Below are 24,614 nucleotides of genomic sequence, written 5' to 3'. Positions count from 1 at the left end.
AGCCGTTCAGCGCAGGGCGCACCGGTTCGCCCGAGCAGATCCCTGCCACGGCGAAGCGAGTAAACGGGCTGGTCAGAGCGGATTCCCACGCCTGCGCGGCCGTTATCAAGAGTGGACATATTCGCAGAAAATGCGGACAACCTTTTTACAGGCTTACATAATCTTCATTATCGGCGTTTAAAACAGGCAGGGGAGCGGTCACAGGTCGACTCGCTTGGTCCTTACATGTTGAGGTTCGAATATGTCTGAACTCTTATGGGTGATCGATAAGCTCCCTCGCACCCAGGGCCAGCAGATCGTTACCTACTTTGGCGCCAAGGGCGATAGCTTGACCAGGTTGAGCGGACGCGTGGCTTTCAATCGATGTTGCGCCGTCGCTGGAGAACACGCGGCCGGTCAATTTGAGCTGGCCGTCCGGTGTGGTTTGGCAGAACCCGGCGATCGGAGAGTTGCAGTGTCCTTGGAGTCCGAAAAGCATTGCTCGTTCTGCTTCAACTTCCTGCCGGGTTTGCGGGTGATCGAGTTCTGCAAGCAGTTCCTGGAGCGGGTCGTCGCGCCGGCACTGAACGACGAGTGCACCTGCGCCTACTGCGGGAAGCACTTCTTCAGTACTGAAGTAGCTCGAAGCCCTGTCAAGGATGTCTAGTCGATGTAGTCCAGCAGCCGCGACAATGATCGCGTCAGGGCTTTCAGCTTCGTCCCTGGCAAGGCGTTGTAGCCGGGTTCCAAGGGTGCCCCTTAGAGGTGAGATGTCCAGGTCAGTCCGTATGCCTAGAAGTTGAGCGCGGCGGCGGACAGATGATGTTCCGATCCGGGCGTTGGGCGGTAGGTCGTTCAATGATGGCCCGAACTTTGACGTTGTTACTAAGACGTCTCGAACATCATCCCGCTTGAGGAAAGCTGCGGACATCAGTGTTTCAGGAAGCGCCTCGTCGCCCGGAATGTCTTTAACGCAATGAACTGCCACGTCTACATGGTTTTCCATTAGCATCTGGTCGATCTGGCGGGTGAAGAGACCTTTCCCTCCGATGGTGGAAAGGTCCCCGAGCCAGAGGTCTGCCGTTGTCTTCACGGGAGTGAAAGTTACCGTCAGACTGGGGTCAAGGCTGATGATTTGAGAGCGTACGCGCTTGGCCTGGGCCATCGCCATAGGGGAGCTACGCGTCCCAATGACTACTGGGCTTGGTTGTCGGGTCATGCCGGTGCTAGCCCGCCTCGGCTACTATCGATTTCCGTTCATGCTGGGACGCATCGGAGGGAATTAGACGTTTTTCAAGGCGGTGGAGGGCGCTGGCAAGTGATTGGTCAATGAGTGCTGAAGCTGCGTCAGCGTCCCTGCTTCTGGCGGCGTCGACAATCGCCTGTTGTGAGGTCCAGAGAGATGAATCGTCGTTGGCGATGGCTTCTGCTGCGCCCATGACCTTGTAGGGCCTGCACTGCAGCCACAACGTATCTATGACGTTCGTGAGAACGGGGTTGCCGCCAGCGTTGTACAGCGTGCGGTGAATTATTTCGTCCTCATCCAGTGCATCGGAGACCCGCTCCTCGGCTACTGCCTGGAGCATCCTGTCGCAGGCTGCCTGCATCCTTGCGAGATCCTGGTCGGTGACCTTTCCGGCGCCTCGCTGCGCGGCCTGCACTTCCAATAAGGTGCGGACCTGGTAGATGTGGATTAGTTCACTGACACTGAATTTTCGGACCACTGCCCCCTTGTGCGGGATGCGCGTGGCAAGTCCGGCTTCCTCTAAGCGGCGGATTGCTTCCCGGACCGGCATGACACTGGTCCCCACCATGGCCGCGACATCGCGAACCCGTAGAGGGAAGCCACCGGCCAGTTCGCCGGTCAGGATCCGGCTGCGCAGGACGTCGAAGACTTGGTCTGCAACCAAAGTGGGGGTGACGATTAGATCTACTTGGGCCAAGGTGTGCTCCATCCGCTATATACAGGAGTGAACGTTGGCGCTGTCAGAAGCTACCCGCTGTGAGTATGCGCACTTCTGCGTCCGGTGTCTGCCAGATCACCCTATCGCTCTCCGCCTTAGGGGTAAGGATATCCGAGATACTTTTTGATCACAAATCACGCCTTGCTAACCGTGGTATCCCTTTCGGTCCGGTGACCGGACCGAAAGGGTATCCGGGTTTCAAGCTGGCGCGATCTTCTTCGTGCTTCTGTTAGCCGGCTGCAGGAGCGACGGCGACGGCTTCTAGTTCGATGCGTTTGGTGCCTCTGAACCTGCTGACCTCGATGGTGGTTCGTGTCGGCAGCCCTGCGTCTGTGAGCTTTTCGGTGTAGATCTTGTTGTATTCGGCAAAGTCGTCCAGGGATGCCAGATACACCGTGACTTTTAGAAGGTCACTAAGACCTGCTCCCGCGAGCTGGAGTGTCTTTTCGAGGTTTGCCAGTGTCTGCGTGACCTGGTCACCGAAGGCTTCGGGCGTTGTTCCGTCTGGGGAGGTGGGGATCTGGCCGCTGGTGAAGATGAGGCCGCCGCCAATTGCCACGTCAGCGTAGGGCTGGCTGGTTCCGCTGTTGTGGTTGACAAGGTTACGCATAGTTGGACTCCGGGTTCAGGTGGTGGGCGGGACGGGACAAATATCTTCCATATGCGGCAAAGGTGTCCGCGATCTCGGTGTCTGTCGCGCCGTTCCGGATGAGAAGCGTGAGAAGGATGCGGGCCTTGAGGCCTGGAAGCGAGCCGGCTGGTATCAAGCCATGGTTGATGAGGTCCACTTCTGCCCCGGGTGAGCTGTAGGTGCTTTGGAGCACGGAGCCTGATCCGGTTCGGGAGGCGAAAACCACGGGAATCGATTGCGCTGCCCTTGCGAGGGCTTCGGAGAAGCCGCCACTGACGTGACCGCCACCCATGCCGTCAACTACGAGCCCCTTGTAACCCAGGGACAGGATGGAGTCGACAATCATCGGGGTGTCATCCATGACGGCGGTGATCAAGGCGACGTTTCCGGCTCCTGTGGCACCGTCGATCGGTGCTTTCCGGGCATGGAATGGTTTTACGGCAAAGACGGGACGGGATTCGGCGATCCAACCGATGGGTCCGACCCCCGGGGACTGGAACGCTGCGGAGTTCGACGTATGGCTTTTACGAACCCATTGGGCTGCATGAATTTCATCATTCATCACCACAACGGTCCCTACTTCCCGCAGTTCCGGGCTGACGGCGACCTGCAGGGCTGCCTGCAGGTTTGCCGGGCCGTCTGATTTGGACTGGCTGGGGTTGTGAAGGGCGCCGGTGATGACAATGGGATGTTCGAGGCCGAGGAGGAGGTCCAGGGCGAAGGCTGACTCGTCAATGGTGTCGGTGCCCTGGGTGAGCACAACTCCTTGGGCTCCCGCCTCGAACTGTTTCCTGACTTCGGCCGCCAGATCGACGAGCTCGGCAAAGGTGATTTCCGATGAGTCCCGCGTGCTCCAGGTAAGGGGCTGGATGTCCACCTCTGGAGCCGTTCCTTCGAGGGACAGAACAAGGTCCGCGGCTCCCAGCGTTGGGACAACTCCGTCCCCGGCGGTTGCCGGTGTGCATGAGATCGTCCCGCCCAGGGATATGACGGTTACGGTGGCTTTTTTCATGGTTTGGTCTCTTTCCTCCACGCGCGCATTACGGGCGGGAGAATGTTTCGCGGGCTGTGGAGGTAAGCACTTCATGCCCTGCCTCCGTCACAACGACTGTCTCGCTGAGCGCGGCGCCACCGGCGCCGAGGAGCATGTGGAAAACCATGCCCGGCACCAGAACATAGTCGGACTGCGCATCGATGTCGAGGCTGAAATCTCCTGAGGTTGGGTGGAATTGAAGACCAAGCCCATACCCGACCCGCCGGTCGTACCGTTCTTCCAGGCCGGCTTTCAGAATCGGAAGGCGGCATGCACTGGCGATCTCGGAGGCGTTGACGCCCGGTCCCATCCGGCTGATGGCGTCGTCCTGGGCCGTCCGGAGAATATCGGTTGCACGGAGAACGGAGCTGCTTACCGGACCGACCACGGCGGAACGCATCAGCTTCGCCCAGTATTGCTTGTAGATGCCGCCCAGTTCGAGCCGAACGTTGTCGCCCGCGGCAAGAATGCGGTCGGTCTGCTGTCCATGCAGCTGTTCAGTCCTCCACCCTGAACAGATCGTGCCACCCATCCCGCCCATGAAACCGTCATGTCCCGCGCGCGCCTGGGCGGAGGCAATCTGGGCCGCGATTTCGAGCTCAGAGACACCTTCGTGAACGGCCTTCAGGCCGGCATCCACGGCAGCTGTCACAATGCGGCCGGCGGTACGCAGATAGTCAATTTCGCGGGCTGATTTGATCTGACGCAGTTCTTCGACGATTTGCGGACAGCGCGTGAAGCGGCCGCGGGGAAGTGCCGCCCGGATGCTCTCGAATCGTCCCAGCGAAAGGTAATGCGAGTCGTATTCGACACCTATAACGGCTTCAGCGCCGACCGTCTCTTCGACCGCTTCCTTCAGGAACGAAATGGGGTCCTGCCCATCTAAGTACAGGTGCCTGTCCTCCACCCACGACAGTTCTTCTGCCACGGGGTTCTCCAGCCCCCGCATGACCAAGTGCGGGTCGCCCTTCTGGGGCACGAGGAGGGCGTGGTAGGCGAAGAACCCGTCGTGCCACACCCCGCTCAGCCAGGCAAGATTTTCGGGCTGATGGACGAGCAGCGCATCGAGTCCGGCCTGTACCATCCGGTCCTGAACCTTCTGGAGACGCTCACGGTACTCCTCGACCGTGAAATGCGGCTGGTGGGGAATCAGCGACGCCGGCTTCAGGTCTTGCTCCACATTGAGATCGGTGTTCATTGGTGTTCCTTTCATCCCTGTTGCCAGGCAAAGGTTCTAAGTTTTACGGTGTTGGGGCTTGAGTTCAGATGAGGCGGACCTGGGGCCTGTCCAGAGCGCAGGCACGGATGTGCGGCGGGATGGGTTCGTTGCCCACGATTCCGGCAATCGCATCACCTGTGACAGGTCCCAACGTCATGCCGAGGGTGCCATGTCCGGTCGCGACCAGGAGCCCTGGCTTGTCGGGGACTGCCCCGATGTAGGGGACGCTGTCCGGTGTGCACGGACGCAATCCGCTCCATACCTGAGTAGCGGTGGGCTCCAGATCAGCCAACGCCGGGAAATAGTGTGATGCGTGTCGGAGCACGCTCTTCATCCGGCCCACGGAGGAAGAGCCGGTGTGACCGGCGAAGTCGAACGTCCCTGAAAATCTTGTGCCGGTTTCAAAGGGTGTGCAGGCAACCCTGACATCGGCGAGTTTGACTGGGCGGTTTAGGACGGGTCCGTCTGTGACAGTTATGCTGCAGCCTCGTCCTGGTTCAAGGGCGAGTTTGACTCCGGTCGTTCGAAGTATGCGGGCCGACGCGGCTCCTGCCGCAACGACAACCTGATCAGCTTTCTGGGTGCCGTTGTCCGTTTCGATGGACCATCCGCCCGGCGTCTTTTTCAGCTTGCGGACTGTGCAGTTTTCCAGAATTCGGGCGCCTGCGCTGCGTAGCCAAGTCACCAGACCTGCCGTGAAGGATTCGGGCCGGACGCTCTTTTCATCCACCAGGTGCACGCCGCCCACCATTCCAGGAGCGAGATCAGGCTCCATGGTGCTGAGGGTTTCCGGTGTGATGTTGAGGGCCCGGCCCGCGTACCCGGCCTGCTGGATTTGTGCATGTGAAGCGAGAAATCCCTCCATGCCGGCCTGGGTCCGGAAAGGCAGGAGCAGCCCCTCGTTATGGACTTCCACCTTGACGTCCAGAAGCAGCTTGTCGAAAAGCTCGATGGTCTGATCGTTAAGGGCAACCAGGGCCTGACGTGCCGCTGCGGAGTTCACCTGGGAACTGTTCCGGTAGAAGAGGGCTACCCACTTCAGGAAGTCGACGTTGGGGAGTGTCTGAAATCTGATGGCGCTGTCGGGATGGAGCATCGCCTTGATGGCATCGCTCATCGCACCGGGAGCGTTGAAAGGCTGGGACAAAGCGGGGACCATCCAACCGGCGTTTCCCTCGGAGGCTCCTGCGCCGCACGTTCCGCTGTCGATTACCGTGACTTCATGCCCTGCCTTGCTCAGGCTGTAGGCAGAACACAGGCCGATGATGCCGCCTCCGATGACGGTGATGTTCATGTTTTCGTTCCTGTCTTAAAGGGTCAACTATTTAGGCGTGAGAGTTAGAAGTCCCGGAGTAAGGTGCCGTAGCCTTCGACACTGTCCGTGACGCCGGCCGTGCGCAGGCAGTCCCACATCATGGCCTGGTTGCTGGTGATGACTGGCTTGTTCAGCCGGGCCTCAAGCGCGTCGATGATTTCAACCGAGCGCAGCGCCCCGCAGCTGATGAACACCGCGTCACTGTCTGCCTGATCGACGGAGGCAGCAAAATCAGCCAGGTATTCCGGTGTTACACGGGCCATGTCCTCATCGTTTTCGATGTTGAGTCCTTCGATGTTCAGGACCTCGAATCCGCGTTCCTCGAGATACTCACGTTCGATGACGTTTACTTCATCCAGGTACGGGGTTGCGATCGTGATGCGCTTGGCGTTGATGGCGCGCAAAGCATTGATGACTCCCGTAATGAGCGACGTGGGCTTTGCATCCGGGGCCCCGCGCCGCAACTGGGCGAACACGTTGTCTTCACCGATGACTACGCTTCCCGATGTGCAGGCGTAGCAGGCGACATCCAGTGTGACGTCCGGGAGAATTGTGGCGGCAGCATCGCCGATACCGGATTCCATGGCAAGCAAGGTCTCAACGCTGACGCGGTTGGCCATGGGTGCCCGGGCGAAGTGCACCCCAACCCCCGGGGGCGCCAAACGGAACATATCGCTTTCGATGGTTTGTTCCATCGCCAGAAGGACAAAACCGATCCGGGCTTTGGCGTGCCGACCCTCGTCGAACTCGATGACTCGGTCCTGCGAAGACACTGCAGGGTGGGCGATAGATGGTTGATTCATGGTGTCCTCTCGGAAGGTGCCTGCTTCAGGGCAACGACGCGAATAGTGCACGGCCCAGGAGTGAGTGCAGGAGAAGTGCTCCCCCGGGGTTAGCGCGCCAAGACTGCAGGAGGCCGTTCTGGTGGATTGATTCATGCCAGTATGTGATTAGTGATCACATATGTCAAGCATCCGGACGCCTTGGCTGCAGTTGCTCGCCCCTCCCGCCTCCGTCTTGCCGCGCCGGCCCCTCGGGCGTTCGCCCGGTGCCCCGGACATGTGCTGGTTATGCGCCACCGTAATCGCGTAACAAGACATTTACATTCAAAACGTAGGGCCCCCTTGACGGGGACGGGTGAAATAAGCCACACTCGGATCAATGATTTGTGATCACACCCACAGGTGATGGCAAAGGTTGGCTTCGGTTCTGGGCTCAGTACCCCGGGAGCTCCGTACCGAAAGGTGCGTTCCTGCCCAGGCTGAAGAACCTCCATGTATACGGCAAACCTGCCGGTCCGTTGCCATACATAACAACCGGGAAACCTTCCGGCAATATCTTTCCAACATCCTCAGATCAGGCGTCTTACTGTTTCCCACTTTGGAGCCCGCTTCGCCGCTTTTGATCCTGACTTCCTGCAGAAAGAACATTCGTGATGCTCTCAAGTACATCTCAAACATCTGCCCCGGCGGACGCTGCGGCAAAGAAGCCGCTCTTTGCCGCCTCGGTGGGCACCTTCATCGAATACTTCGACTACGCCTCGTACTCCTACCTGGCGACCACTATCGCCGTCGTATTCTTTCCGCCGGGCAACCCTGCAGTTGCGCTCGTTCAGACGTTCGCTCTGTTCGCTTTGTCCTTCGCGATGCGTCCCATCGGTGCTCTGTTCTGGGGCCACTTCGGGGACAAGATCGGCCGCAAACGCACTCTGGCCATCACCATCATCGGGATAGGTTTTGCGACCACCTGCATCGGCCTGCTGCCGGGCTATGCAACCATCGGGTTCTGGGCACCCGCGCTCCTTGTAATCCTGCGCCTCTTTCAGAGCTTCTGCACCGCCGGAGAATACTCCGGAGCCGCCGTCATGCTCGCCGAGTACGCGCCTGCAGATAAGCGTGCACGTTACATCAGTGCTGTACCCATCGGATGTGCCGTCGGATTTCTGGCAGCATCGACTGTGGCGAGCGTTCTCCACGGGCAGCTTGGTGCCGATGCAATGGCTGAATGGGGCTGGCGTATTCCGTTCCTTCTCGCGGCACCGATGACGTTGATCGGCATCTACCTGCGGACCCGCATCCATGAGACACCTGTTTTCCTGGCTACCCAGGAAAAGGGTGAGCTCACCAAACTGCCCGCCCTCGTGGTTTTCCGCAAGCACTGGAGGCCGCTGCTTCGAACACTGGCAGTCATGGGCATCAACGCCACGGGCTACTACCTTGTGCTGGGTTACATGCAGACCTATCTTGAACTGGAAGTAGGCCTGTCCGCCTTCGAGGCCAGCATCATCATGACAACCTCGCTGCTGGTTTACCTCCCCTTCCTGTATGCCGGTGCTTACCTCGCTGACCGTTTCGGCCGCAAGCCTGTCCTGATGGCCAGCGCACTGATCTTCCTGACCTTGAGTTACCCGATCTTCCTGCTCTTGGGAGTCAGCGGATTCGCTGGAGCAATGGCCCTGCAGCTCCTGCTGGTTGCGACGTTCTCCCTCAACGACTCCACGTTCGCCACTTTTTTCACGGAAGCTTTTCCCGCCAACGTCCGCTTCAGCGGTTTCGCCATTCCGTTCAACTTTGGTGTGGCCCTTTTCGGTGGCACAGGTCCGCTCCTTGCGGCTTGGCTGATTGCGGAAACCGGCAACAACACGATGCCAGCATTCGTCATGATGGCCGTCGCGCTGATGGGCGTGGTCGCGCTGTTCTTCACCAAGGAGACCAAACCCACCAAAGCCGAAGCAGCTGCACTGAACGCCGCTGCTGCCAAAGCCTGACCGCCCGAACAAACGTTGGCGGGAGCAGCTGGTACCTCAGGGACCACGTTGCTCCCGCCAAAGCGGCGTGCAGCGGTGCACGTGCTGCAAGCAAGTAAGAACACTGGGCCGAGCAGGGCAGGCCATCCTCTTTATACCGCCCCACGGCACATCAGCAGCAGGAATCCTAAGGGCCATGGTCGGAAGCTGAGCCTCGGTTCTGGAAACCCGTCCCGGTCCGGAAACCCTACGTAGGCGCAGGATCAGCCGTGCATGCCTCCGCAAAGCATCCAGACACAAATAGTAGATAAGGAATCAACAATGAAGTTATCCGGTAACGCCGATTGCCCGCCCGTCAGCGAGGTTCCACAGGCAGGCAACGGTGAGGGTGCTGCAGCCGGAAACCTCAAGTCGCTGGTAGGCCGACGATGACCCAGACAGACCTAGCTTCGTCACAGAGGACCCCTAGTCTCCAACAAGCCGCCGCATTGAAGTCCGCCGGGCATGTCATCGTCGACACGCTCGTCGCCCATGGGATCAAACGCGCGCACGTCGTCCCGGGCGAAAGCTTCCTGGACGTCCTGGACGGGCTCCACGACTCCCCCATTGAAACAATCGTGTGCCGCCACGAGGGCGGAGCCACGTACATGGCCGAAGCCGACGGCAAGATGAACCAGATGGCCGGCATCGCGATGGTCACCCGCGGACCGGGTGCGGCCAACGCCCACGTCGGCCTGCATACCGCATGGCAGGACTCCACCCCCATGGTGCTCTTCGTGGGCCTGATCCCCTTCGCGCACCGGGACCGCGAAGCGTTCCAGGAATTCGACATCAAAGCCTGGTTCGACACCGGCGCCAAACGCGTCATGGTCCTGGACCACGCCGAGCGGGCCTCCGAAATCGTCGCCGAAGCCCTGTTCTCAGCCATGAACGGCCGGCCCGGCCCCGTTGTCATCGGCCTGCCCGAGGACGTCATCCGGCAACAGATCCCCGCCGAACTACATCCCCCCATCCCGGTGGCCACGGGAGGTATGACCACGGCGGATTCCGATGCCCTGGCCACGGCCCTGGCCAGTTCGAACAAGCCGCTCTTCGTCACCGGCGGCAACGACTGGACCCAGGAAGGCGCTGACCGGTTCACTGCGTGGCTGGAAACGCACCACATCCCCGCCGCGGCCGAGTGGCGGACCCAAGGCACTGTCCCCTTTGACTCCCCGTCCTACGTTGGCCCTATCGGTTACGGGCGTCCCCGCCCGACCTATGACCTGCTCGAAGAGACGGACCTGCTGATTTTTGTCGGCACCGTCCCGGGCGATGTCATCACCGACGGGTTCCTGTGCCGCCAGGACTGGTCCAAGAAAAACTTCCTCGTCACCATCGACCCTTCCCTCCGCGGAAGGTCAGGGCCGGTCTCCTACCAGATCGTCGCCAAACCTGACGTGTTCATCCGTGACCTGGCCAAGACCGAACTCCCGGTCAAGGACGAATGGAAAGCCTGGACGGCAAGGATGCGCGGCGAACAGGAAACCTTCGCAGCTCTCCCCCCGGCGGCGCCGACAAACGGACCTGCCCGGATGGACACCCTGATGGCGAACCTCGTACCCACCCTCCCGACGGATGCCATGATCACCCTCGGCGCCGGCGAACACACGAACTGGGCGCACCGCTACTTCCCCACCCAGCGCTACGCGTCCATGATCAGCGCCCGCAACGGCTCCATGGGCTACTCAGTCCCCTCCGCCATCGCAGCTTCCCTGGAATACCCCGGCCGGCGCATCGTCACCATCGCAGGCGACGGGGAGTTCCTCATGAACGGCCAGGAACTGGCCACCGCAGCCCAGTACGGCGCCACTCCCCTGGTGCTCGTGATGGACAACCAGGAATACGGCACCATCCGCACCCACCAGGAACGCCACTACCCCGACAGGGTCTCCGGCACTCAACTGAAGAACCCGGAATTCGCGCTTATGGCGCAGGCCTTCGGCGGCTTCGGTATCAAAGTCGAACGCGACACTGACGTCCCCGCCGCTATCGCTGCAGCGCTAAAGGTCATCGATAAGGATCACGTGTTCGCGCTCATTCATCTGGTGGTAGAGCAAAGAGTCAAGGCCTACTAAGGCCGTCCCCGGCGACGATACAGCTGCCGAATCAACCCCTCTCGAAGAGCTGCGCAACCTGTTTAAGAACGGAAAACTATGTCTGTCCCTGCACTTACTGAACTCGACCTGCTGGACGCCGTACCCACCGGCCTGCTCATTGGCGGGCAGTGGCGTGATGCGTCCGACGGCGGAACTTTCGACGTGCACGACCCCTCAACGGGCGAGGTACTTGCCACCCTCGCCTCGGCGACCAGCGAGGATGCCATTGCGGCCCTCGAGGCAGCGGATAAGGCCCAAGCTTCATGGGCCCGGACGGCACCGCGGGAACGCGCCGAGATCCTGCGACGGGCGTTCGATCTGGTCACCGAACGGGCCGAGGACTTCGCCCTGCTGATGACCCTGGAAATGGGCAAGCCGCTGGCCGAGGCCAGGGGCGAGGTGGCCTACGGGGCGGAGTTCCTGCGCTGGTTTTCGGAGGAAGCGGTCCGGGATTATGGCCGGTACCTCACCACGCCCGAGGGCAAGAACAAGATCCTGGTCCAGCACAAGCCGGTCGGGCCGTGTCTGCTGATCACGCCGTGGAACTTCCCCCTGGCCATGGCCACCCGCAAGGTAGCTCCTGCGGTTGCCGCAGGGTGCACGATGGTCCTCAAACCCGCCAAACTCACCCCGCTGACCTCCCAGCTGTTCGCCCAGACCATGATGGAAGCCGGCCTGCCTGCCGGGGTCCTCAACGTGGTGTCCTCCTCGTCGGCCGCCGGGGTTTCCGGGCCTCTGCTGAAGGACTCCCGCCTGCGCAAGGTCTCCTTCACCGGCTCAACACCCGTTGGCAAACGTCTCATGGCCGATGCGGCGCAGAACGTGCTGCGGACATCGATGGAGCTCGGCGGGAACGCGCCGTTCATCGTCTTCGAGGACGCCGACCTGGACAAAGCCGTCGAAGGAGCCATGGCCGCCAAAATGCGGAACATGGGCGAGGCCTGCACCGCCGCAAACCGTTTCCTGGTCCACGAATCCGTCGCCGCTGCGTTTACGGAGAAGTTCGCCGCCGCGATGGGCGCCTTAAACACCGGGCGAGGCACCGACCCCGCCGCCCAGGTAGGCCCCCTGATCGACGCCGGAGCCCGTGATGACGTGCACACCCTCGTCACGGCCGCCGTGGATGCCGGAGCCACCGCCCTAACCGGCGGCGCCCCGGTGGACGGTCCCGGCTACTTCTACCAACCTACCGTCCTGGGCAACGTGCCAAACGACGCCGCCATCCTGGGCCAGGAAATCTTCGGACCCGTCGCACCCGTAACCACCTTCACCACCGAAGAGGACGCCATCCGCCTTGCGAACGCCAGCGAATACGGCCTCGCCTCCTACCTCTACAGCCGGGACTTCAACCGGCTCCTGCGCGTGGCCGAACAGATCGAATTCGGCATGGTGGGCTTCAACGCCGGCGTCATCTCCAACGCCGCAGCCCCTTTCGGCGGCATCAAACAATCCGGCCTCGGCCGCGAAGGCGGCACCGAAGGCATCTCCGAATACACCACCACCCAATACATCGGCATCACCGACCCCTACGCCGGGTAACGGGAGCCCCGTCCTGCCTGGGCAGGATATACCAGAGCTCCAGGGCGTCCCATCCTCGCAACTGGGAGGCCCTGGTTAAACCGGCCACCCGCAACCAGACATAGGCCGTTTTCAGACAAAAATGCCCGCATTGATGGAACTAAGGGGAGCACCATGACGCAAACAACCTCAAAAATCATCCTCAAAGTTGAGGACCCTACATCAAGGGATCAGCAACTTGAACGGACCTGTGCATTGCTCCGCAAGAAAGCTACAGACTGCGGCATTCTCGTCACCAGAGTTGACCACTTTACTTTCGAGATAGCGCTCAGTCCTGGAGTCGCGTTCGGCCTCACCCATGAAATCGATTTGCTCTGAAGTGCGGCACACATGGATGCCCGCAAGATGCCGCTAAATCAAGGCTGCGTGATCCCTGGCCCCTCGAAAGGACCGAACGTGTCAGAGCCACGAGAATACGACCTCGCGAAAGACAACCACTACGAAGAGGCGGAGAAACACCCCTTATCAATCTGGACAAGCCTCGCTCCCGGTGACGTAGTGTCCCTCCAAGGGTCTGACACTCAGGACTATGTTGGAACCGTCGAAACCAAGACAAGCGACGGCCTCATCATCTGGATAAGGGACGAGTTAAACGAAAGAAGACTGGTCCATTTCCGGGAATGTCAATCCGTGCGCGTGATCCAGTGACGGCGGCGCCACTCGGCGCAGGCGTAGGCGTAGGCGCCTTGATGGTGTCCGGCTCCATGTGCTCATCCCAGATGGCGGCAGTGATCACCGTCAAACTAAGCGACAGTATTAGCGCAGAAGACTTGACGTGGGTCCGGTTGATCTGGGGCAGCCTACTGATCATCCTCATAGCTCGCCCCTGGCGGCATTCCTTCACCCGCTCGGCGCCGATGACAAGCGCAGTTCTCGGGGTGACCATTGCCGGTACGACCATCCTCTACATGGTCTCTATTACGCGATTGCCGCTGGGCACAGCGACTGCACTGCAATTCCTTGGACCCCTTAGCCTTTCCGTCCTTCGCGCCCGCGGAGCACTCAAATGGATGGCAGTCATCCCCGCTGCTGGAGTGGTAGCCCTTACCGAGCCTTGGCAGGGAAGCATCGACCTGGCGGGTGTGGTCTTAGCACTGGGCTCTGCCCTTTTCTTCGCTGCATATATCGTGCTAACCCAAAGGGCAGGAGACAAAATCGCCGGTCTTCACTCGTTGGCAATTTCAGTACCTGTCGCCGCCATCGTCGTCACCATGACGGTCGGGGCCTCCGCTGTAACCCGAGTTTCCACGGACATGCTGGTAGCAGGACTGGGTGTGGCGGTGCTGCTACCAGTTATCCCCTACGTTCTGGAGTTCCTGGCACTGCGGCGAGTCACCGCTGCGGCTTTCGGAACCCTGGTGGGCCTGCAACCCGCCGTCGCGCTGGTCGTCGGTCTGGTTTTCCTTGGCCAGGTCCCTGGCGTCCTCCCTATGGTTGGAATCGTCCTTGTAGTTGCAGCCAGTGTCGGAGCCACACTCACGGGCTCCCGAAATGGGAGCGGAAAAATCGCGATTGCCTCCGGCGCACGATGCCTGCGCAATTAAGAGGAGTTGAATCTCCCCGCTTCGTGACGGGCAACAGCCGACCACAGGACCCTTAGGGCGATATAGGGTCCGTTATCGGCGTGGACTAGGTATTATTAACGCGATGGATTGGCAGTCATGAAAATGGAAGAGCTTTCTTTCATTTAGTTCATCACGGATCCAAATTATGAGTCCGTCGTTAGTTCTCTGCTCTACTGTCCCGACATATTCCCTATTCCCCCACGCGCACAGCGACACAACGTCCCCGGACCCCAGGCTTGTCCAGATCAGCAGGGGGTGTTTTTCCCTATCATCGCATTGAGGTTCTGCCTTTGGGCTCAGGTCACCTTTTTGCCTTGCCGCTAAGTGAACTGGAGAACCTCCCGCTGGCAGGCTATCCTTCACAGCAAATCGGCTTCCCGGGTTTGGCCGTAAGGGATTCAGCGCTTAGGGCTAGTGCGTAAGTCGTGTAGTTGACCCTGGTTACGAGAATGCCGCAATCAAAGGCCTTCTCACGAAGCAGTGAAGTGGCCTGTTCTAACTGTCGGTCTCGCAAAGCCGGATCCTGGACTTTGACAGGGATTGTCGCGGTGGCGGTGGGCACTATAGTTCTCCATTTTCACCTTCGAAAACATCGGCACCCGCGTCGTCGACCGTCAGCCGCTCAGACAGCGGAAGAGAGGCAAAATCGCGGGGTTTGAGGTGGCGGGGTCAGTGTTCATATGTGTCTCCATCAATCACAGGACTGCTGTCCGCCGAGCGAATGCACCTGCAACCGTCTCATCGATACAGGTTCGTTGGGCCGATGTTTCGGCCAATGGGAAAGACGGAGGTGAGTTGATGATCCGGGATGAGCAGCGGTGCCACCGCAGATCGTTGCCGCCGCTCAAAACATAAAACTCACATTGGCGTTCGAAACAACTGACTGCAACAATCCATGGTCGTCCTTTCCGTGCCTCCCGCTCTATCCGACAGCCTTGGGAACAGCTGACGGGATACAAATAGCGCTCGATTCGGGGACATCTGGGCGATGACGGCTGATGTTCTTGATGCGCCAAGCTAGGCGAATGGTTGGATCGGCTGAGCCTGACACGGCGAACAAGACGCGCCCCTCGCCAAGCTCGGGACCAAGAGTTAGCGGAAGGCGGGAACGCCGGTGAGTTTGTTGCCCAGGATGAGTGTGTGGACTTCGTCGGTGCCCTCGTAGGTGCGTACGGATTCGAGGTTGTTGGCGTGGCGCAGCGGCGAGTAGTCCAGCGTGATGCCGTTGCCGCCGAGGATGGTGCGGGCTTCGCGGGCGATCTTGATGGCCTCGCGGCAGTTGTTGAGTTTGCCCACCGAAATCTGCTCTATCTGCAGCGTGCCGGCGTCCTTTTTGCGGCCCAGGTGCAGGGCGAGCAGGAAGCCCTTGTTGATCTCCAGTGCCATGTCCACCAGCTTCTGCTGGGTCAGCTGGTAGCCGGCCAGGGGTTTGTCGAACTGCATGCGTCCCTTGGAGTAGTCCAGGGCGGTCTCGAACGCGTCGCGGGCCGCGCCCATGGCGCCCCAGATGATCCCGTACCGGGCCTCGTTGAGGCAGGAGAACGGGCCTTTAAGTCCGGTGACGTTCGGCAGCACCGCAGTTTCGGGCAGGCGCACGTCGGTCAGTTCGATGTCGCACTGGATGGAGGCGCGCATCGAGAGCTTCGGTTCGATCGGGGTGGCGGTGAATCCCGGGGTGGAGGTGGGCACTACGAAGCCGCGGACTCCCTCGTCGGTCTGGGCCCAGACGACGGCGACCTGGGCCACGGAGGCCAGGCCGATCCAGCGCTTGGCGCCGCTGAGCACCCAGTCGCTGCCGTCGCGGCGGGCGAAGGTGGTCATGCTGCCCGGATCGGACCCGGCGGTGGGTTCGGTCAGCCCGAAGCAGCCGATCGCCTCGCCCGCGGCCATGGCCGGCAGCCATTCCTCTTTCTGTTCTTCGGAGCCGTGTTTGTGGATGGCGCTCATGGCCAGGGAGCCCTGCACCGAGACGAAAGTCCGGAGCCCGGAGTCTCCGGCTTCGAGTTCCGCGCCGGCCAGGCCGTAGTCCACGGCGGACCGGCCGGCGCAGCCGTAGCCCTTCAGGTGCATGCCGAGCAGGCCCAGCTTGGCCAGTTCCGGGACGATCTCGAGCGGGAAGACGGCTTTTTCGTACCAGTCCGCGATGTTGGGCTTGATCTCACTGTCCACGAAGGACCGCACGGTAGCCCGCAGGGCAAGCTCGTCTGCGGTGAGCAGGGAATCAAAGTCAATCAGGTCGCTGATATCAGACATTTAGGGGCCTTTCATGGTGGTGGTCGAGGATTGGGGAAGCGAAAGTGGCGCCCTGGTGCTCTCCAAGGGCCGGCGGTGCCTGGCGGTAGCCGGGCGCGGCTCCGGAGAGCCGGATCGGGTTGGCCAGCTGGCGCGATTCCCGGCCGGTGGCTGGGTCGGTGAGGACGACGGACGGCGCCAGCCCCAGGCCGTCGGCCAGTTCCAGGGCCTCGAAGACGCTGTTGACCTTGCCGGCGGGAACCCCTGCGGCAAGCAATTTTTGTTGCCACGCGGCGGCGGTGTCCGCGAGAAGTGCCCCTTCAAGGGCGGTGCTTAGTTCCGTGCGGTATTCCACCCGGCGCTCGTTGGTGCGGAACCTGGGTTCCGCCGACAGTCCTGGGAAGCCAACGACCTCGGCCAGCGCCGCGAACTGCCTGTCGTTGCCGACCGCGATGGCGAGGGTACCTCCGCCGGTAGGGAAGGTCTCATAGGGGGCGATGCTCGGGTGAGCGTTGCCCATCCGGGCGGGGGAATTCCCAGTGGCCAGCGTGGCCGTGCCCTGGTTCACCAGAGCTGCTAGCAGTGAGGAGAGCAAGTTGACCTCCACCTGCTGCCCAGTCCCGGTGGCATCGCGTACGCGCAGGGCCATCAGAATGCCTGCCAAAGCGTTCTGGCCGGTGAGCACGTCCACGAGGGCGACCCCGGCTTTGGTCGGTTCCGTCTCCGGTGAGCCGGTGATGCTCATCAGGCCACCGAGCGCCTGGACCAGCAGGTCGTAGCCGGGCAAGTCCGCTCCGGCTCCTGCACCGAAGCCGGAGATGGAGCAGTAGACGATGTCTGGCCGGTCCGGTGCGAGGCTCGCGTAGTCCAGCCCGAATTTTGCCATGATGCCGGGGCGGAAGTTTTCGATGACCACGTCGCAGTCGGACACCAGGGCGCGGGCGTAGGCCAGCCCTTCATCGGTCTTAAGGTCGGCGACCACGGATTTCTTGTTGCGGTTGACGCTGGCGAAGTAGGTGCCTGTCCCATCCGAACTCACCGGCGGGATCCAGGCCCGCGTGTCGTCCCCGGCAGGGCTTTCAATTTTAATGACCTCAGCGCCGTAGTCGGCCAGCATCATCGTGCACAGCGGGCCGGCAAGGACCCGGGAGAAATCCGCGACACGGATGCCAGCCAGCGGCTGCGGCAACCCGCCCGCCGTGTCCTGCGATATGGATGTCACGTTGCACTCCTTCAAGCTGTTGTATGTTGCATGCAACTGTAGGAGAAGGAGGCATGCTTGTAAAGAGCCAATCAGATGGCCGGCCTTGATGAGACCCCGGAACTGGGCTGGCGGCGCCTCAGCTGGAGAACTTTGTCAGGTGCTCCAGCTTCTGCAAATAGGCCTCGGCGGACAGGCCCGGCGTATTCGCACACACGCCCGCAATCAGCAGCCGCGCCGTCCGCGTGACATGTTCGCGCACCGCCGCGGCAGCCGCCTGCGGAGCCCGCCGCTCAAGTGCTTGAAGGATGTCCCGGCGATCATCAGCCAGATCCTGGCTGCTTCGGACCGAGGGAATAGTCACGAGCCCGTGCGCGAGCACCAGATTGCGCAGTTCACTGTCCAACGCCGTGAGCCTGGGGTTGGCGGCCAAACCCAGCAGAAACAGGTGAAAGTCCTTGTCGGCTTGCAGCGTGCCCGGGCCGTCGTCGGCGGCGGCCGCGTGCAGAATGCGTCGGTGCAGCTCGCGGAATCGTTCCAGGTCACCCTCCGATACAACTTCGGCGGCCCGGGCCGCCGCTGGGGGCTCGAGAAGGATCCGGATCTGAAAGATCTGTACGATCTCATCCAGTGAAATCTGCAGTACCCGGACGCCACGGTTTTTCTCGATCCGGACAATGCCCTCCTTCTCGAGTAACTGCAGCGCCTCGCGCACCGGTGTCCGGGATACGCCGAGTTTCTCGGCCAGCCCGATTGCCGAGTAGTGCTCCCCGGGACCCATGCCGCCGGACGTGATGGCGGCCCTCAGCATGTCCGTGACCTGTGCTGTCAATGACACTCCGGGAGTCACCTGTTGCATGCTACTCATGCTGACATTGTACGGGCCCCTAGACGGGCGGATCTCGGCGAAGGCGGCCGCGATACCGTAGGGGCATGGGAACTAGTGCCCTTAGGGCCGGACACACGAAGGCGACGAACCCGAGCAAGCCAGGTACTGACGCGGATGGTTTCCGCTCGATAGTCGCCGCGACCGCAGTCCGCCTCTATGGGACAAAGGGTTTTGAAGCCACCAGCGTCGAAGACATCGCAGCGGCCGCCGGAATTTCGCGCAGCACCTTCTTCAGGCAGTTCCGGTCCAAGGAGGACGTGGTCTTCGCCGATCACGACGAGCTGGTCGCGCAAGCAGAGACGTACCTGGCCGACGGACATCCGAATCCCTGGCTCGCGGTCTGCGAGGCCGCTGCCCTGGTATTCCAGCACTACTCCCGGCAAGGAGCGCTTGCCAGGCAGCGGTATCTGGTGGTCAATGCCGTACCGGCGCTGCGGGACAAAGAACTGGTAACGGTTATCCGCTACGAACACCTGTTCAACCATTACCTGCGTCGGGCACTGCCTGGCATGGCGCCGCTCGAGGGCATCCGCTTCACCTCCGCCGTTGTGGGCACCAACAACTATTTCCTGCGTGCCCTCATGCGTGACGATAATCCACCAGCCGAGGCCGACCTTTGGAAGGCGCTTGATGCTGTGCGCCGGCTGCACGGCGTGCTCGAGGATGGCATCGCAGCGGTTGAGGAGGACCAGATCATCGTCGCCATATTTCCGCGATCGCTCCCCCCCGCCGAGATTGCCCGTCAGCTCCAGCAGCGCCTGGAAAACCAGCACAAGGAAGCCTGAAACTTAGTTTCACTTGACGTGAGACTAAGTTCCGCGCCAAGCTTGCGATGTCTACTTATCCACGCAAGGGAGCGCCGTGTCCGAGAAGCCCGAACTGCCCCACGCCACTTGGGGCGAGTTGTCTGTCTCGGCTGAGGTGGTGACGGAGATCCGGACTTACTATCTTGGCCATGCGGGTTACCGCTTTGCCGTTCTGACGTTGGAAAACCCTGACCGCCGACCGGTGACCATGGGGCCGGCTTCCCTGGGCAATTTCGCTGCCGCGGTGCGCGATCTGGATCTGTCGAAGGTGGATGCGGTGGCCGTGACCGCTACGGGTCCGGTGTTCTGCGCCGGTGCGGACCTGAAGAAAATGACCGAGGCCGCCACGCCCAAAGACGCCGAGGGCGTCGCACGTCAGGGGCTTGAGGCTTTCGGTTTGCTTGAGGCGCTTCCCGTGCCCACGTTTGCGTTCATCAACGGTGTTGCGCTGGGCGGGGGACTCGAACTGGCCCTGCATGCTTCTTTTCGCGTGGTTGCGGACTCGGTGCGAGCCCTGGGCTTTCCCGAGGCGCGCCTGGGCCTGATCCCGGGTTGGGGCGGCATCCCGCGCACCGTGGCTTTGATTGGCCCCGCTTTGACGGCCCGCCTCATGATTGCGGACTCGCTTGTGGGGAAGAACCTCTCCGCGCAGGCTGCCGCTGAAATCGGGCTGGTTGACGCCGTGGTTCCGGAGGAAGGTTTCCTCGCAGCCTCGCTGGACTTCGCCGCCGGCATCCTCGCTGGCGCCATTCCCGTCCGCGCAACCACTGGCCTGCCGTCCCGTGCAGTCGACGGCACGACGCTGGCGGCGGGACTCCCTGCGCTGGCGGACTTCCGGACCCAGCTCGATTCCCGTCTTCACGGTGCTGCGCCCGCGCCCTATCGCGCACTAGACCTTATCGCTGGAGCCGCCGAGGCTGCCACGGACGCCGCAGGAGCGTCCGGAGCGGCCGGGCCGACCGGCCCGGGCGCCGGCCCCGCCAGCGCGGACCCGGCCACAGAGATCCGGGCGTTCGGCGAACTGCTGCTCTCCGATGAGGCCCGCGCCAGCATCTACGCCTTCCATGTGACCCAGTCGCTGGCGAAGAACCCGGCGGGACGTCCCGACGCCGAACCCTTGCCGGTACGCGCGGTCGGCGTGGTCGGGGCGGGGCTGATGGCGAGCCAGCTCGCCCTTGTCTTTGCGCAGCAGCTCCGCGTACCGGTGCGGATCACGGACCTCTCGCAGGAGCGGGTGGACGGCGCCTTGGAGTGGATTGCCTGTCAGCTGGACAAGCTTGTGGCCCGCGGGCGCCTGGACGGTGCCGGAGCCGCCGCAATCCGCGCCTTGGTCACAGGCGGTACCGACAAGACCGCGTTTGCGGACTGCGACGTGGTTATCGAGGCGGTCTTCGAAAAGTTGGAGGTTAAGCGGGCGGTGTTCGCTGAGCTGGAACCGCTGCTCCGGCCGGACGCCCTGTTGCTGACCAACACCTCCTCGCTCTCCATCGAGGCGATGGGCGATGCGCTGGCCAATCCCGGCCGGCTGATTGGCCTCCACTTCTTTAACCCCGTGGCTGTGTTGCCGCTGGTGGAAATCATCACCACCCCGCAAACGGACCAGGCCACCCTGGCGACGGCGTTCGAGCTGGCCCGCCAGCTGCGCAAGACCCCCGTGCTCGCAACGGACACGGCAGGGTTTGTGGTCAACCGTGTCCTGACTAGGCTCTTCAGCGAGGTCCTCGCCCTGCTGGATGACGGGGCCGACCCTGACACCGTCGACCATGCCCTTGACCCGATGGGCCTGCCGATGACTCCACTGCAGCTGCTGCAGTTCATCGGCCCGGCTGTTCAGCTGCACATCTGCGAGAAAATGCACCAGACCTATCCACAGCGTTTTAGCGTCAGTACCAGTCTCAGGGGCCTCGTCGCCGCTGGTCTGCCCGGTTATCTCGACGACGGCGGCCGCATCCCAGCTGCTGCGGCCTCTCTTCTCCCGCAGCCCGTGGCAGTTGATCCGGCCACCGTCCGAGTCAGGATTCTGGCCGCGCTGGCCGAAGAAGTCACCACAATATTGGAGGAGGGAGTGGTGGCCGGGCCTGAACAAATCGACCTATGTATGATCTTCGGCGCCAACTACCCCTTCCACACCGGCGGCCTGACCCCGCTGCTGGACCGCGAGACAGACACCGCCTTCCACCCGGGCCTGTGCGTACCCGTTCCTGCCTCCCGCTGACGCCCGCCCGGCGGCTAAAGGGCCATACCGCCCAGACCCACCCAACTTCCAGTCCGTCCAGTCCAAGGAGAAAAATGAACACCAGTTCTGATGTTGTCATCATTGGTGCCGCCCGCACACCGCAGGGCAAGCTGATGGGCCAGCTCGCCGCGCTGACCGCCGTTGAACTCGGTGGCGCGGCCATCGCCGGGGCGCTAGAAATGGCGGGGGTCCGGCCGGACGCCATCGAAGCCGTCATCATGGGCCATGTACTCCAGGCCGGAGCCGGGCAGAATCCCGCCCGGCAGGCCGCCGTCGCCGGAGGCATCCGGCTCAGCGCGCACGCGGCCACCATCAACAAGGTGTGTCTGTCCGGGCTGAGCGCCATCATCGAGGCAAGCCGGTTGCTGCGGCTGGGAGAAGCCGCCGTGGTGGTCGCCGGCGGTCAGGAATCCATGTCCAACGCCCCGCACCTGCTCACCGGCTCCCGCGCCGGGCACCTCTATGGCAACGCGGCGCTGATCGACTCCGCCGCGCACGACGGCCTCACCGACGCCTTCGACCAGGAATCCATGGGGCTGGCCATGGACCGCGCCAACGCGGCGTTGGGCATCCTCCGTGCCGATCAGGACAAAACCGCCGCCGATTCCCACCAACGTGCGGCGGCAGCCCAGGCCGCCGGGCTCTTCGACGCCGAGATCGTCCCGGTCAAGGTGCCCCAGCGCCGGGAGGAGGCCGAACTCGCAGGAACCGATGAGGGCGTGCGTCCCAACAGCACCGAAGAGTCACTCGGCAAACTCAGGCCGGCTTTCTCCACCACCGGCACGGTGACCGCCGGCAACGCCTCCCCGCTCACCGACGGCGCGGCGGCCGTCGTCCTGACCACCCGCGGCTACGCCGAATCCCATAGCCTCAAAATCCTTGCGACCGTCGGTGCCGCGGGACAGACCGCCGGCCCGGACACCTCGCTGCCGGACAAACCAGCCCGCGCCATCTCCGAAGCACTCACGAGGGCGGGCTGGACCGTAAGGGATTTGGACTTCGTGGAGATCAACGAGGCGTTCGCCTCCGTTGCCCTGCACTCGGCGGCACAGCTCGGCCTCGGCCTGGATAAAGTCAACATCAACGGCGGAGCGATTGCCCTCGGCCATCCCATCGGCGCCTCCGGAGCACGGGTTGTCGTCTCCGCCGTCCACGAGCTCCTGCGCCGCGGCACCGGCAAGGCGGCCGTGGCACTGTGTGGCGGCGGCGGCCAAGGCGAAGCACTGCTACTGTTCCGCTGACGCACCCTATTTCCCAGCAATCAGGGTGTGGCTGACCGAACCCTGTCAGGTCCGCAACCGCGGCGGATTTACTCTTTATCTCCCTCGCTACGCTCGCACTCCGTTAGTGAAAACGTCGCCGGAACCTCAAAGGCCCTTCGCAGATAAGCATGATTAGGGTGTCTAACGCAGGGCGCAGGCGCGCTGATGCCGCTCCGGCGTGGTGCGGGAGGAAAAAGGCGTCCACGTCAGCTGCCGTGGGAAGGGGCGCAAGGACCCCGACCACCCCCCGAGGTCCGAAGCCGTGCGGCTGTTCAAGACCATCGATGCGCACCGGGCAAAACCGAAGGCCTTCGTTTTTTCCACACGAACAAGGCGTCAATTCAGCCGGGACGCGATCGCTCCCGGGTCGGCCAGCATGTGATCGCAGCAGCCAATGCGCATGCTCGATGCAGGCATCGATGTTGCGATGATCGCCATTTGGCGGAGACGCCGAGATTAAATCCCCACAGACGTACGTTCACGCCAGCAGAAAATTAATGAGGGCGCCCTGAAGAGGACCCCACCCACGAACGTCACCCTGGACACTACGTCGGGGTGAATGCGCTCGGTGTCGATGAGCATGTCTGGTCCCACACCGGACCGCCCGGATCGGGTGTGGTCACCGAAATCGTTGACCACCCGCGACGCCCACGGCCTGGTGCATGCCCGCTGCTGGACATGGTCCCGGGCCGTCGGGGAAGGCCTATGCCGACTGGTTTAAAGACCGCGGCGCTGGATCCCTTTCGCGGCTGCGCACGCGATGCGCGACGAACTCCCCTAAGCCATCACCATCCTGGCCGCCTCCCACGTTTGCGAAGCTCGGCTCGGCCATGGTCGACAGGTACGCGGCAGGATCCACCAGGACACTCTCGGGAACCGGGGAAACAAGGGAAATCTGCTCTACGGACTCCGCAGGACCCTGCAGAACGGCGCCGAACACCCCAGCGACAACACTCTGCACGGTTGGACGCGAAACTTACCATCGGGGACCTGGACCACGAAGTCGCCTTGCCCTGGCAGTGCTACCAGAAGCTCCGCAACATCTACCACGCCAAAGCCGGAACGGGCCGTGAACTCGTCAACGAGTGATTGCATCGTTCCCGACCTGCCCCATACCGGAAGTCCCCTGCCCCGGCTGGACACTCCAACAATGGCAGGAGGCCTCCTGGCCTACCCAGACACCGCGGGAGCCGCCAACGGGACAACCATAGCGATCACTGGCGTAATCGAAACCACCAGCAGAATCGCCGAGCCTTCCGCAACTTCACCAACTACAGACTCAGATGCCCTCTCGCCGCCGGGAGGCCACGGCCGCTACCGGATCAAACAGACCAACCATGCCTAAACGCGACGCGCCGGCAAACGAGCCGTGGACACTGGGCGGAGGGCAACAAGAGCCATGCATGGTTTCGGTGCCGAAACTCCATTGAAACCATTATTTGAGGGTGAGGCCTCTGGAGGACGTCATTTTCCGGGAGCTACATGGTCCATTAGGAGACAGGAATTTGGATATCCAACAGCGGAGGATATTGCTGGCATCCAAAAATGTCACCTTCGCCAGGGCTGCCACTCGGCATCGGACGTTGGATCGTGAACTTTATCGCGTTGGCGGGATCGAAGGTCACAAAATCTGAGATCCGCTCGTCGTCAATGTTAAAAAGGCTGGATATGGTCTCTCGAGATATCAACTTTGAGTCACGAACGAGCTCGTAATTTTCGCGGGTGGAAAAGATAATATCGAACGTGATCCGGTCTGTCCCGGCGTTTTTACTGCGGATTGTTTTGGCCAAATCATTCAGGGTCCTGGTTGCCATGTTGTT

The 24,614-nt window shown here is 61.9% G+C and carries 20 protein-coding genes; 9 read left to right on the top strand and 11 right to left on the bottom strand.

Annotated features, from left to right (window positions below; all coding sequences use genetic code 11):
- Nucleotides 1–253 precede the first annotated feature (253 nt).
- From hemC to AB4Y73_RS13225, 7 genes are all read right to left on the bottom strand, one after another.
- A complete protein-coding gene (gene hemC / locus AB4Y73_RS13255; RefSeq protein ID WP_441872273.1) occupies nt 254–1,198 on the bottom strand; it encodes a hydroxymethylbilane synthase in 945 nt (314 codons plus the stop codon).
- Nucleotides 1,199–1,205: 7 nt separating this feature from the next.
- Nucleotides 1,206–1,922: a GntR family transcriptional regulator gene (locus AB4Y73_RS13250; protein ID WP_441872271.1), complete on the bottom strand. Its 717-nt coding sequence runs from the start codon at nt 1,920–1,922 to the stop codon at nt 1,206–1,208.
- A 250-nt stretch (nt 1,923–2,172) separates the two neighbouring features.
- Nucleotides 2,173–2,553: a RidA family protein gene (locus AB4Y73_RS13245; RefSeq protein ID WP_441872269.1), complete on the bottom strand. Its 381-nt coding sequence runs from the start codon at nt 2,551–2,553 to the stop codon at nt 2,173–2,175.
- Nucleotides 2,546–3,586: an asparaginase gene (locus tag AB4Y73_RS13240; protein WP_441872267.1), complete on the bottom strand. Its 1,041-nt coding sequence runs from the start codon at nt 3,584–3,586 to the stop codon at nt 2,546–2,548. The genes AB4Y73_RS13245 and AB4Y73_RS13240 overlap by 8 nt, the downstream gene beginning before the upstream one ends.
- A 28-nt stretch (nt 3,587–3,614) precedes the next feature.
- The gene (locus AB4Y73_RS13235) at nt 3,615–4,805 is read right to left on the bottom strand and encodes a M24 family metallopeptidase (protein WP_441872265.1); all 1,191 of its coding nucleotides are present in this window, start codon (nt 4,803–4,805) and stop codon (nt 3,615–3,617) included.
- Nucleotides 4,806–4,869: 64 nt separating this feature from the next.
- On the bottom strand, nt 4,870–6,120 hold the full coding sequence (locus tag AB4Y73_RS13230; RefSeq protein WP_441872263.1) for an NAD(P)/FAD-dependent oxidoreductase: 1,251 nt from the start codon (nt 6,118–6,120) through the stop codon (nt 4,870–4,872).
- A gap of 44 nt (nt 6,121–6,164) precedes the next feature.
- Entirely contained in the window at nt 6,165–6,944 is a 780-nt protein-coding gene (locus AB4Y73_RS13225; RefSeq protein ID WP_441872261.1) for a maleate cis-trans isomerase family protein, read from the bottom strand.
- 632 nt (nt 6,945–7,576) lie between these two features.
- Here AB4Y73_RS13225 and AB4Y73_RS13220 point away from each other — a divergent pair.
- From AB4Y73_RS13220 to AB4Y73_RS13200, 5 genes are all read left to right on the top strand, one after another.
- Nucleotides 7,577–8,908 (top strand): MFS transporter, encoded by a 1,332-nt coding sequence (locus AB4Y73_RS13220; RefSeq protein ID WP_441872280.1) that lies wholly within the window; start codon nt 7,577–7,579, stop codon nt 8,906–8,908.
- 407 nt (nt 8,909–9,315) lie between these two features.
- Nucleotides 9,316–11,004 carry a thiamine pyrophosphate-dependent enzyme gene (locus AB4Y73_RS13215; protein ID WP_441872259.1) on the top strand — a complete coding sequence of 563 codons (1,689 nt, stop codon included), beginning with the start codon at nt 9,316–9,318 and terminating at the stop codon, nt 11,002–11,004.
- Between the two features lie 78 nt (nt 11,005–11,082).
- The gene (locus tag AB4Y73_RS13210) at nt 11,083–12,564 is read left to right on the top strand and encodes an NAD-dependent succinate-semialdehyde dehydrogenase (RefSeq protein ID WP_441872257.1); all 1,482 of its coding nucleotides are present in this window, start codon (nt 11,083–11,085) and stop codon (nt 12,562–12,564) included.
- A gap of 153 nt (nt 12,565–12,717) precedes the next feature.
- Nucleotides 12,718–12,921 carry a hypothetical protein gene (locus AB4Y73_RS13205; RefSeq protein ID WP_441872255.1) on the top strand — a complete coding sequence of 68 codons (204 nt, stop codon included), beginning with the start codon at nt 12,718–12,720 and terminating at the stop codon, nt 12,919–12,921.
- Nucleotides 12,922–13,331: 410 nt separating this feature from the next.
- Entirely contained in the window at nt 13,332–14,147 is an 816-nt protein-coding gene (locus AB4Y73_RS13200; RefSeq protein WP_441872252.1) for an EamA family transporter, read from the top strand.
- Between the two features lie 1,113 nt (nt 14,148–15,260).
- On the opposite strand, the gene AB4Y73_RS13195 is transcribed toward AB4Y73_RS13200, so the two are convergent.
- The 3 genes from AB4Y73_RS13195 to AB4Y73_RS13185 form a co-directional block, all read right to left on the bottom strand.
- Nucleotides 15,261–16,421 (bottom strand): acyl-CoA dehydrogenase family protein, encoded by a 1,161-nt coding sequence (locus tag AB4Y73_RS13195; RefSeq protein ID WP_441872250.1) that lies wholly within the window; start codon nt 16,419–16,421, stop codon nt 15,261–15,263.
- On the bottom strand, nt 16,414–17,622 hold the full coding sequence (locus AB4Y73_RS13190) for a CaiB/BaiF CoA transferase family protein (protein WP_441872248.1): 1,209 nt from the start codon (nt 17,620–17,622) through the stop codon (nt 16,414–16,416). Before AB4Y73_RS13190 ends, AB4Y73_RS13195 begins: the two co-directional genes overlap by 8 nt.
- A gap of 118 nt (nt 17,623–17,740) precedes the next feature.
- Entirely contained in the window at nt 17,741–18,469 is a 729-nt protein-coding gene (locus AB4Y73_RS13185) for a GntR family transcriptional regulator (RefSeq protein ID WP_441872246.1), read from the bottom strand.
- A 65-nt stretch (nt 18,470–18,534) separates the two neighbouring features.
- Here AB4Y73_RS13185 and AB4Y73_RS13180 point away from each other — a divergent pair, with 65 nt between their 5' ends.
- From AB4Y73_RS13180 to AB4Y73_RS13165, 4 genes are all read left to right on the top strand, one after another.
- On the top strand, nt 18,535–19,275 hold the full coding sequence (locus AB4Y73_RS13180) for a TetR/AcrR family transcriptional regulator (protein WP_441872244.1): 741 nt from the start codon (nt 18,535–18,537) through the stop codon (nt 19,273–19,275).
- 76 nt (nt 19,276–19,351) lie between these two features.
- A complete protein-coding gene (locus AB4Y73_RS13175) occupies nt 19,352–21,511 on the top strand; it encodes a 3-hydroxyacyl-CoA dehydrogenase NAD-binding domain-containing protein (RefSeq protein WP_441872242.1) in 2,160 nt (719 codons plus the stop codon).
- 74 nt (nt 21,512–21,585) lie between these two features.
- A complete protein-coding gene (locus AB4Y73_RS13170; RefSeq protein ID WP_441872240.1) occupies nt 21,586–22,773 on the top strand; it encodes an acetyl-CoA C-acyltransferase in 1,188 nt (395 codons plus the stop codon).
- A gap of 984 nt (nt 22,774–23,757) precedes the next feature.
- Complete coding sequence (locus AB4Y73_RS13165; RefSeq protein ID WP_441872238.1) at nt 23,758–23,883, top strand: hypothetical protein; 126 nt, start codon at nt 23,758–23,760, stop codon at nt 23,881–23,883.
- 401 nt (nt 23,884–24,284) lie between these two features.
- Here the strand turns inward: AB4Y73_RS13165 and AB4Y73_RS13160 are convergent, their stop codons facing one another.
- On the bottom strand, nt 24,285–24,608 hold the full coding sequence (locus AB4Y73_RS13160) for a DUF4387 domain-containing protein (protein ID WP_441872236.1): 324 nt from the start codon (nt 24,606–24,608) through the stop codon (nt 24,285–24,287).
- Between the last annotated feature and the right edge of the window lie 6 nt (nt 24,609–24,614).

The sequence above is a fragment of the Pseudarthrobacter sp. TAF60_1 genome (genome assembly GCF_052113505.1).
Taxonomy (GTDB): Bacteria; Actinomycetota; Actinomycetes; order Actinomycetales; family Micrococcaceae; genus Arthrobacter.
Note: the sequence above shows the minus strand (reverse complement) of the source record. Positions and strands in the feature narration are given on the sequence as shown.